We start from the raw sequence: 10,345 nt of genomic DNA, 5'->3' as shown, positions 1-10,345 counted from the left end.
TCAGCTTTTGGATGGATCTTTTCTTGAAAAGCACCGTCCTCCGCTTTTCGATCAGGTGAGACCCCGCAGGCGAAGCCGAGGAGGCTTAGCGCCCGCCCCTAAGGTCCGCGTGCATCCTGTAGTGGAAATCACCCCCCTTGTTCAAAAACAACAAAGTTTGCGAAAACAGCCTTTTTTTACATAAGCTCAAATTATCCTTTTCACTTGTAATGTTGTGGTATAATAAAAGGATTGACATAGATGATCATTAGCGAAAAGGAGAGCTATCCATGTTCCAGGATATAACTATTGAAGACGTAACTGCGTTGAAGGATAAAAAAAAGCTGGTTATGGTTGATGTTCGTTCTCCTTCAGAATACAAGGAATCAACCATACCGGGAAGCATTAATATCCCTTTATTCGATGATGACGAAAGAAAAGAAATCGGGACTTTATACAAACAAGTTGGAGTTTCCGAGGCTAAAGAACGCGGTTTGGAAATCGTATCAGCAAAACTGCCCTCATTTATTAAACAATTCATTTCAATAGAAGGAGATAAGGCTGTGTTCTGCTGGCGCGGCGGCATGCGAAGCCGGACTTCTGCGACTGTTTTGGATTTAATGGGCATCCGGACCTATCGCATACACGGAGGAATCCGTTCATACCGCAAATGGGTGTTAGAAAACTTGGAAAGCTTGCAAATAAAGGCTCCTGCGTATGTATTGAATGGATATACCGGGACCGGCAAAACAAAGATTCTGCACCTGCTGAAAAAGGAAGGGTATCCCTTTATTGATTTAGAAGGTTTAGCCGGACATAGAGGATCCATTTTTGGACAGATCGGACTTGAACCCAAAAATCAAAAAATGTTCGATGCCCTGCTGGTTGAGGAAGTGCTCTCTATTCAAAATGCGCCTTTTATCTTATTAGAGGCTGAAAGCAGAAGAATAGGGAAAGTGATTATCCCTGAATTTGTGTTTGATAAAAAAGAACAGGGAAAACAAATCTTCATTGAGATGCCAGTGGAAGAACGGGTCAAGCATATTCTTGAGGACTATCAGCCTTGGGATCATCACGAGGAATCCATCCAGGCGTTCCAGAAAATAAAAAAACGGATTCATACACCGATTGCGGCACAAATAGAAAACGCTCTTGAGTCAGGCCAATTTGAATCTGCAGTCGAGCTGCTTCTCACCTATTATTATGATCCGCGCTATGACTTTACAAAAGATCACTATCCCAAAGAGAATATCCAAACAATAAAAGCAGCTAACGCAGAGGATGCGCTTCAAACTTTAAAGGAACTTCTTCCACCTTTAAATCAATCTGTACCTGTTGTTTAAAAAAAGCCGGACGTTGCACATCAGCATTGTCCGGTTTTTTCTTGCATCAAAAAATGTTTGGAATAATTAAGGTACTATTGTCACAGTGCTTTTCCATTTGTTAGAATTAAATTCTGCTAAAAGAGAGATCGGGTGGAGACGCCCAGGGAAACTATTAAAAAGGGAGATATCTATTTTGACAGCAAATGAAAATAAAATTGGATTTGTTATGGCAGGGCTGCTTCTGTCTATCTTAATGGCATCCATGGATAACACCATTGTTGCTACAGCGATGGGTACAATTGTAGCCGATCTGGGGGATATGGAAAAATTCATCTGGGTCACGTCAGCCTATATGGTTGCCGAAATGGCCGGGATGCCGATTTTCGGAAAGCTTTCTGATATGTATGGCAGAAAGAAATTTTTCTTATTTGGGATGATTTTATTCCTTTTTGGTTCCATTCTGTGTGGAACTGCACAGACTATAGAACAGCTGAGTGTGTACCGGGCCATTCAGGGAGTTGGCGGAGGAGCGCTTATACCTATTACATTCACAATCATTTTTGATATCTTCCCGCCGGAAAAACGCGGAAAGATGACGGGTTTATTTGGGGCCGTTTTCGGTCTTTCCAGCATATTTGGTCCTCTACTTGGCGCATACATAACCGATTATATCAGCTGGCATTGGGTGTTCTATATCAATTTGCCGCTGGGGATTACTGCCTTTCTTTTGATCCTGGTAAATTATAAAGAATCGCTTGAACATAAGAAACAAAACATTGACTGGCTCGGTGCTTTTACCCTGGTTGGTGCTGTGATTTGTTTAATGTTCGCCCTAGAGCTCGGCGGAAACAAGTACGACTGGAATTCTGTGCAGATTCTAAGTTTATTTGCTGGTTTCGCTGTTTTAATAATAATCTTTTTATTTGCTGAGCGAAAAGCATCCGATCCGATTATTTCATACGATATGTTCAAAAACCGCTTGTTCGCCTCAAGCACCCTGGTGGGACTATTTTATGGAATTGCTTTTATAGTCGCTTCTGTTTATATCCCTATCTTTATCCAGGGTGTAAGCGGCGGAACAGCTACAAATTCCGGATTGATCCTGCTTCCGATGATGCTTGGCGTCGTTGTTTCGAGCCAGGTGGGAGCCATATCTGCCGTTAAATTAGGCTATCGTAATGTGATGTCCGTATTTGCATTGATTTTTGCTGCAGGAATGTATTTACTGAGCACCATTGATGGGGACACTTCAAGAACCGTGATCACGATCTACATGATCATAGTGGGACTTGGAACTGGTGCCTCATTCTCTGTCCTCAGCATGGCTGCCATTCATCACATAGCACCTTCAAATCGAGGATCGGCAAACTCTACCATCTCTTTTGTCCGCCAGCTGGGCATGACTGTCGGAATCACCATCTTTGGAATTATCCAGAGAAATGATTTCAGTGATAAAATGGCTGAAGCATTTGGAGGAAATGACAAAATGGCACCGGGAACCGCAAGTATCGATGATCCTCGGGCTATTTTATCCCAGGAGCTCCGTTCGCATATCCCAGTTCCTGTTCTCAATAAAATTACAGATGCATTGGCTGGTTCAATCGCACAGGCCTTCGCCTGGGCACTGATACCGGCTGTGCTGGTCGTGGTTTTTGTATTTATGCTGACAAATGATAAGTTAACCATGAAGCAGGGAAATAAAGAATCTTCCCATGTTCAATAAAATCAAATTTGAGGGACTGCCGCGGATGGCAGTCTCTTTTTTGTACAATTTAGATGTAAGGAAGCAAAAAAATGTTAAAAAACCCATTAAAGCTATAAAATAAAACTAATTATAAAAATGGCTTTCTAAAAGGGTGGATTACATGACGTTTTTTCAGCACAGGGAACAGCAAAAATACATACAAGAGCTCGAAAAAATCACACAGAATTTTGCGTTAAGGTCACAAGAATTAGATGAAAGCGGAGGCTTTCCGTATGAGAATATCCGCGACCTCAAAGATTTCGGTTATACCAAGTTAACTCTCCCCAAGGAATATGGCGGTCTAGGCGGAAGTCTCTACGATTTTTTATTAGGACAGGAAAAGATAGCGGAAGCCTGCGGACCTACAGCACTTGGTATAGGGTGGCATGTAGGGATCACCCATCAGCTGAGCGAGAAAAGACATTGGGAAAAAGACGTATTAGAAGAAGTGTTCAGAAGAATAAGTGAAGGTGCACTTATTAACAGTGCTGCTACAGAGGCAAAGACAGGAAGCCCGACGAGGGGAGGCCGCCCGGGGACCACTGCAAAAAGACAAGGAAACCACTGGATACTCAACGGCCGGAAGACTTTTACTACACTTGCACCTGTATTGGATCTCATCCAGGTCAGCGCCTGGGTTGAGGAAGAAGAAGGAATCGGCTGGTTCCTAATTGACCGCGCTCAAGCGGGGGTAAGCTTTGAAGATACGTGGGATATGATTTCCATGCAGGGTACAGCGAGCCAGGATCTTATTCTTGACGAGGTAAAAGTAGAAAATAAATATTATGTAGAAAAGCCCGGGAAGCGAAAATCCCTTGGAGAAGGCTGGCTCCTTCATATCCCGGCCTGTTATATCGGCATCGCAGGGGCAGCAAGGAATTATGCCAATGAGTTTGCTAAAACCTACACTCCAAACAGCCTAAGCGGACCCATAAGAGATTTGCCGAATGTACAGCGTCTCTCTGGTGAAATAGAGCTTGAATATACGCAGGCACGTCATTTCTTATATTCCGTGGCAGAAAAGTGGGAAAATCAAATGAACCGTCCTCATCTAGCGAGGGAGCTGGGTGCAGTGAAAACAGCCGTCACAAACAGTGCCATAAGGATCGTCGACAAAGCCATGAGGATCGTTGGCGCCAAGAGCCTCCAGCGCAGCAGCCCGATGCAGCGCTACTACAGGGATGTCCGGGCCGGGCTGCACAATCCTCCAATGGATGATACGGCTCTCTCCATACTGGCGAAAACTGTATTATATGATTAAAGAACAAGCCAGTGGTTTGTTCTTTTTTTATACTCGGCAATATAACCTTTTTCAAAAAGTAGAAACACGTCCTGCTTTTGGGACGAGTCCAGCTATTTTAAAAAAGGCTCATTTATAATGGTTCTTTTCTACAAAATTGTTATTTCTACCCTACCCTATTGTTAACCAGGTTGATTGGAACGTAAGGTGCGGGACTCCTTGATCCAGCTCAAGGCTTTAGACCCTCGTGCCATAAGCCAATCCATCTATGGGGAGAAAAGCACTCCCTACAGCCGGCTCGTCTTTTGCTTGGCTGACGCACGAAGCACAGGATGTGCGAGCCAGGCGTAGCCACAGGACGTGGCGTTTGACGTGGGAAGTGCGGCTAAGCTTCTGTCTTCACTGTCGTTTGCCAATCAGTAAGTTTTCTTTATCGGGTCTCTGCCTGCCATTTTATTTAAATTTTATATCTATTGGGACTAACACTGAGCTTTTTATATTTAGCTATGTTAATTATTTATGTTGATATTTGCCGTAAACGAACCTTCGTTCTATAATAGGTGCATTAGAACAAAAGCGGGTGGTTTGGAATGACACTGAGGGATATTATAAAAGAGATTCAAAAATTAACGACGGCAGAGCAACTGCGGTTAAAAGATTTTTTCATAAAATCACTTGCCTCTTATTCCACAAGTGAGCCTATCTATACATCTGAACAGAAACATAAAGATGGCTACACTATTTCAACAACTTTATAATTAGCACTACTTAAAAGAGGGGAAGCAGATGGATTACTGGAGATATAATTCAATGTGGTTCGAGGAAATTCCTGAAAATCAATATGCTTTTCTCAATTTTAAAAATGAAAAGCTATCGTTACAACAGATTAATCAGGCTATTGAGTATTTAGTTCTTTGGCATCATAAAAGAAACAAGATAGGAAATTTTAGTGATTTTCCTAAAAGACTACGTTATTTACAATTAAATTGGTCGAATATACAAGATTTCACTGGGATAGAGAAACTATCCGATTTAAAACGTCTTGATTTACACTATTGTACAAAATTATCGAGTGACTGTGGATTAGCTGGTTTATCGGATACCTTGGAAATTCTTGAGATTGAACAATCGAAGAAATTTGTAATTGGCGAAGATTTAATGTCACTAAAAAACCTTCGTGTTCTTCGCCTATATTCGTGCGGGAGTATAGAAAATTTATCTTTTTTGAAAAATTTCCCTAAGTTAATCGAATTCTCACCATATGAAACCAATATTTTGGACGGCAACCTGCAACCACTATTAGACCATCCAACAATACGGGTTTCTGGGTTCAATAATAAGAGGCATTATAATTTCAGTTATGAAAAGATGAATTTCTTATTAGAAGAAAAGAACGGATGTAAAGAATATAAATCAATTATTGAAAAAGGAAAATACGCTACATTTAAGTTTATCGATTGATATTCTATTGCAACGCAGAATGTGAAAAAGGAAAGTGGGAGAACATTCGTATAAAAAGTTTGTAAAAATATCTACTTAAACAAACGGAGGCTAATCTTCAATAAGACTTTAAAAATAAGGTCCCGATTGGGGTCCTTATTATATGGCCATTATCAACAATATTATTTAACATAGCTTTATATTTAATGTTGGCTAGGCACCGCTTCCGCTTTTCTGTGCGGGAGCAGCGGAAAGCGAGCACCCTCATGTTCCAATCAATCCCCTTGTTCAAAAACAACAGCTTCCTTTCGAAAACAGCCTAAAAAAATAACATCTTCACTGCTTGATATCCAAAATAAAAGCCAAAACCGATCAATGATATACCAGAAAGTATACTGATGACTGTAAGCATCCCAGATCTTAAATATTTGCGGAAACTGCTCGCAATGGCAGCCATTGTAATATCCCAGATCAATACTCCGATAAAAATCGCAGAACTGTATAGAATCAGCTGGTCTCTGTTATAGGAAGCAGCGGTCTTTGCCAATATAGACCCATAAATCCCAATCCAGAAAAGGATCGTAATTGGGTTGGATAATGACATAAAAAAACCGGAAAAAAAGGACTTAAATGAGGAGTCTGCACTCCTTGTGTTTTGTAAGGAGATTTTTCCTGCAGCAATAATACTTTCCACACCTGTATAAACGAGTACAAAACAGCCAAATGACCAGAGAAGTGTTTTTATAAAAGGAATTTCAATAAATTGAACTAATCCAAAATAGACCAGAAGCATATAAATCATATCGGCAATTGTTGCCCCAAGACCTACAAGCCAGGCATTCCAAAATCCGCTTTTTATACCTTTATCAATCTGTGCTGCGTTAATAGGACCTATAGGTGCAGCTAAAGACAGCCCAAGAAAAATATAGCTGAAGAAAATACTCACTTGCAAAACCCCCAGTTCAGTTTTCGGACAAACCCGCTGTTACATATGTATTCAGCAAAGCGGGCTTGTACGACAGGAGGTGTAAAAAAACATGGTGTATTTAGATCTAACGGTTTATCTTTTTATCTAATACTATTATATGAAATAGGGGAGATTACATGGCAATCAGCATAGAAAACGCAGAGCATTACATATGGGGTAACCAGTGTGATGGATGGCACCTGGTAAAAAATCAAGATTTAAGTGTCATCCAGGAAAGAATGCCAGCTGGGACCAGTGAGGTCAAACATTATCATTCAAAAGCAAGGCAGTTTTTCTTTATTCTTTCAGGAACGGCTGAGATTCGGCTGGATGGAGAAACCCATACTCTTAATCGGTTTGAAGGTTTAGAAATTCCTCCTCAAGCCGTTCATCAGATTTTTAATTCTTCTCCCGAAGCTATAGAATTCCTTGTGATTTCTCAGCCAAACAGCAGAGGAGACCGGGCGCCGGCATAGTCATTCCAGCAGAAAAATGAAGAATGGAGACGGGAATGATTCTATACAAGATCTTAGGAGGTATTACCTACATACATTTAATAAGGAATAATAACCAAATTTAATAGCTTTACTTTTTGGTCTTTCCATTAGAGAGAGACCCTTTTTATTTAGTTATTTACTTTTAATGAAAATATTAAAAAATGTGTTTTACCCAGGGAGAATGCCGTCTCTATTAATGATTATTTTCATAGAATGCTAATGTAGGAGGTGATAGTTATGAGTTGTTCAAGTAGCGGACGCAGCAGAATTAGACCATCATGCCGAAGATTCTGCGCGGCTGTATGTGAAAATGCCGACAATCCACAACAGTGTGAGAGGGATTGTTTAAGATGTACTAGACGTCGTCGTTTAAGAGATATCCTGAGACACAGATAATATCGGGAACCAACTATTTCCTTTAAAAAAGAAGGACGCAAAGCATGAAAAATGTTTTGTGTTCTTATTTACTTTGAAACAAATACCAAATAGTTACAAAGGGTTAATTGTGAGCCAAAGAACTACTCCAGGACTAATTACCGATCAATTAATGAAAGATTTTCATGTTTCAGCTTAGCATGATTACAAGCCGGCTTGATTCTATAAAGAAAATCTATACGCTTATTCATCTCAATGTGTTATCTAGTTGGGTTGGGTTGTTTTTATCCGGAGTGAACCCTCCATTTATAATGGCAGTGGTTTTCCTTTTTATTATTGGTTTTGGAAACGGGGCAAGCTCGTTAACTTTCGTGGTGGTGCGAAAATATTTCCCTATAGAAGAGGTAGGTGTTGTTTTTATTGCCCAGTTGTAGATGACGGTTCAAATATATTAATTGATAACCGATGGGGAACAGCCTCCTTTAGCGGTTGATCGAGATAAATTAGCAGATAGTTGATGTTACTTCAGATAAAGCGCTACATAAAACTCTATAGCAATTGAGGCGTCTCTACAAAGGGGAAAGACGCCTTTTCAAACGGCATGAACTTGCAGGCCTGGTCCTTATTCGTATGTAATTTGGTGAACATGCTGACAAAGTCCGTCAGCAGTTAATAGCATCTGTCCATGATCATTTAACTTCCGCATGCAGCTGGAGGGGTGGCACATAATCCTGAGGATATTTTACTGGAGTCAGATTTCCCAGCTCAATAAAAGAAGGTTGTTGGTTAAAAACAGTATATAGCTGTGAGAACTTTGCCTGCAAGCGCAGGTTACCGATATCCAGTTTTTGATAGAACCAATAGAAAAAAAGGGTGTGTGCGGACACAACCATTTTTTTAATACAATCTTTTTTCATAGGATTCTTGCAAAGAGGCCGAAATTTCGCTTTCATTCATATAAGCCAGCTTGGCATGGTCCTTCAGTATCTTCGCAGGGGAAGGGATCTGTTTGTTCTCAAGCCAGTTCTCGGGTTTCCAAAGCTGGGACCTGATGATAGCTTTGGCGCAATGAATAAAGCATTGTTCAACTTTTACAATGATCCCTATTAGAGGTACCTTGCCATTAACGGCAAGAGGAGCTAATAATTCTTCGTCTTGGATAATGGAGGCCTTCCCATTTATCCGTAAAGTTTCTCCGAGCCCGGGTATTAAAAAAATCATCCCGACATGAGGATTGGACAGGATATTTAATAATGTATCAAGTCTGCGGTTTCCTGGCCTTTCTGGAATGAGCAGAGTATGGTCGTCAAGGATATGGACAAATCCTGGAGCATCTCCGCGTGGAGAAGCGTCACTTTGTCCCATCATATTAGAAGAACTCAGTACAAGGAAAGGGGATTTTGATATAAATTCCCTGCAATGTGTATCAATAAAAGAAATTTCTTTATTTCCAGCAAGTTTGCCGGGATTTCCTACTAATTCTCTTAGTTCAGCCTCACTTGTAATCTCTTTCAAAAACATCAGCTCCAAACGGAATAAAATAACTATAATTTTAAAATAAGGTATTTTCCTGGGCTTGGGAACGAAAATTTCTAAAAAATGAAACTTTATCAAACCAACTTCGTATAGAATAGTATAAAAATCTTATGACAGAGAGGGATTTTCATGCAAGAAGTAATTTCAGTCGGAAGACGTTCACTTTTTCAAAAAGTGATTACCGTTTTTATTGTAACTCTCCTGCTGGCAACTGCAGGCTTATATGCAGGCCAGTTTGTTCCAGGTGCTTTGATGCTGCCGCTGATGGTGGCTGAGGTCATTATGCTGATTTCAGCATTCTGGCTGAGAAAACGAAAAGCAGTGGGTTACGCATTTGTTTACGCATTCGCCGTCATTTCAGGAGTTACCACATATCCAATTGTGAGCTATTATATCTCACAATCTGGCGCGCAAATAGTCCTATATGCCTTTGGTATGACTCTTGGCATTTTCACCGTATTCGGTCTTATCGGTGCCAGAACGAAAAAAGATCTAGGATTCCTGGGGTCATTCTTGATGGTCGCAGTACTGGCGCTTATTTTCATCGGGATTTTCAGTATCTTCAGCCCGTTGAATGATGGCGGTCTGCTTGCTTTCTCAGGAATCGGTTCAATTGTGTTTTCTTTGTTTATTCTTTATGACTTTAACCAGATGAAACATAGAGGCATTTCTGAAGAAATGGTCCCTTTGCTCGCTCTATCCTTATACTTGGATTTTCTCAACCTTTTCATTAACCTGCTTCGATTCCTTGGGATCCTTAGCAAGGACTAGTATTAGAAGATGTATGGCTGCTTTTTCAGCTATACATCTTTTTTTATTTGGCTGTTTTCGCAAACTTTGTTGCTATTGTACAAGGGGTTGATTGGAGCGCAAGGCATGCTCGCGGACCTTAGGGGTGGGCGGTGAGCCTCCTCGTCTTCGCCTGCGGGGTCTCTCCTGATAGAAAAGCGGAAGCGCCTTGTTCAGACCCGATAAAGAAGACTTGCTGAGTGGCAAGCGTTAGCGAAGACAGAAGCATAGTCGCACTTATGCGTTAGCCAAGCATAAGATAAGCGGGCCGTGGAAAGCGGTTTTCCTTTCCATGAACCGATTGGCTTATGACTCGAGGGTCTAGGCGCTGGAGCCGGACAATGCCCGCTGCTCCCGCAGGGTCTCACACCTTACGCTCCAATCAACCTGATTTAACAATAGGTGATGCATAAAAACTTATTAAAAAACAACAATCTTTTAGAAAAGAGCCTT

At 40.9% G+C, this 10,345-nt stretch carries 8 protein-coding genes and 1 pseudogene; 7 read left to right on the top strand and 2 right to left on the bottom strand.

Features of this window, described 5'->3' with window-relative positions; all coding sequences use genetic code 11:
* Window positions 1–269 precede the first annotated feature (269 nt).
* The 5 genes and pseudogenes from mnmH (at window position 270) to CUU66_RS20025 (ending at window position 5,749) form a co-directional block, all read left to right on the top strand.
* A complete protein-coding gene (gene mnmH, locus CUU66_RS20040; RefSeq protein WP_101645178.1) occupies window positions 270–1,322 on the top strand; it encodes a tRNA 2-selenouridine(34) synthase MnmH in 1,053 nt (350 codons plus the stop codon).
* Window positions 1,323–1,497: 175 nt separating this feature from the next.
* Window positions 1,498–3,027, top strand: a complete 1,530-nt coding sequence (locus CUU66_RS20035) for an MDR family MFS transporter (protein WP_374703017.1) — start codon at window positions 1,498–1,500, stop codon at window positions 3,025–3,027.
* Between the two features lie 142 nt (window positions 3,028–3,169).
* On the top strand, window positions 3,170–4,309 hold the full coding sequence (locus CUU66_RS20030) for an acyl-CoA dehydrogenase family protein (protein WP_101645177.1): 1,140 nt from the start codon (window positions 3,170–3,172) through the stop codon (window positions 4,307–4,309).
* Between the two features lie 569 nt (window positions 4,310–4,878).
* Window positions 4,879–5,028: pseudogene (locus CUU66_RS24415) on the top strand (IS1595 family transposase); the annotation flags it as partial.
* Window positions 5,029–5,074: 46 nt separating this feature from the next.
* A complete protein-coding gene (locus CUU66_RS20025) occupies window positions 5,075–5,749 on the top strand; it encodes a hypothetical protein (protein ID WP_101645176.1) in 675 nt (224 codons plus the stop codon).
* Between the two features lie 298 nt (window positions 5,750–6,047).
* Here CUU66_RS20025 and CUU66_RS20020 read toward each other — a convergent pair whose 3' ends face one another.
* Entirely contained in the window at window positions 6,048–6,674 is a 627-nt protein-coding gene (locus tag CUU66_RS20020) for a LysE family transporter (RefSeq protein ID WP_101645175.1), read from the bottom strand.
* Window positions 6,675–6,832: 158 nt separating this feature from the next.
* Here CUU66_RS20020 and CUU66_RS20015 point away from each other — a divergent pair, with 158 nt between their 5' ends.
* Window positions 6,833–7,171 carry a cupin domain-containing protein gene (locus CUU66_RS20015; RefSeq protein WP_101645174.1) on the top strand — a complete coding sequence of 113 codons (339 nt, stop codon included), beginning with the start codon at window positions 6,833–6,835 and terminating at the stop codon, window positions 7,169–7,171.
* A 1,293-nt stretch (window positions 7,172–8,464) separates the two neighbouring features.
* On the opposite strand, the gene CUU66_RS20000 is transcribed toward CUU66_RS20015, so the two are convergent.
* Window positions 8,465–9,088 carry a pyridoxamine 5'-phosphate oxidase family protein gene (locus CUU66_RS20000; protein ID WP_101645180.1) on the bottom strand — a complete coding sequence of 208 codons (624 nt, stop codon included), beginning with the start codon at window positions 9,086–9,088 and terminating at the stop codon, window positions 8,465–8,467.
* Between the two features lie 144 nt (window positions 9,089–9,232).
* Here CUU66_RS20000 and CUU66_RS19995 point away from each other — a divergent pair, with 144 nt between their 5' ends.
* Entirely contained in the window at window positions 9,233–9,874 is a 642-nt protein-coding gene (locus CUU66_RS19995; RefSeq protein WP_101645171.1) for a Bax inhibitor-1/YccA family protein, read from the top strand.
* Window positions 9,875–10,345: the final 471 nt, after the last annotated feature.

The organism is Peribacillus deserti, assembly GCF_002863585.1.
Taxonomy (GTDB): domain Bacteria; phylum Bacillota; class Bacilli; order Bacillales; family DSM-1321; genus Paraperibacillus; species Paraperibacillus deserti_A.
This window is presented reverse-complemented; position numbering and strand designations above follow the sequence as displayed.

What these genes read in the sequence shown, in the direction of transcription:
- CUU66_RS20015 (WP_101645174.1), top strand. Translation starts at nt 6,833, where the DNA reads ATGGCAATCAGCATAGAAAACGCAGAGCATTACATATGGGGTAACCAG.
- CUU66_RS19995 (WP_101645171.1), top strand. Translation starts at nt 9,233, where the DNA reads ATGCAAGAAGTAATTTCAGTCGGAAGACGTTCACTTTTTCAAAAAGTG.
- CUU66_RS20000 (WP_101645180.1), bottom strand. Translation starts at nt 9,088, where the DNA reads ATGTTTTTGAAAGAGATTACAAGTGAGGCTGAACTAAGAGAATTAGTA.
- mnmH (WP_101645178.1), top strand. Translation starts at nt 270, where the DNA reads ATGTTCCAGGATATAACTATTGAAGACGTAACTGCGTTGAAGGATAAA.
- CUU66_RS20030 (WP_101645177.1), top strand. Translation starts at nt 3,170, where the DNA reads ATGACGTTTTTTCAGCACAGGGAACAGCAAAAATACATACAAGAGCTC.
- CUU66_RS20025 (WP_101645176.1), top strand. Translation starts at nt 5,075, where the DNA reads ATGGATTACTGGAGATATAATTCAATGTGGTTCGAGGAAATTCCTGAA.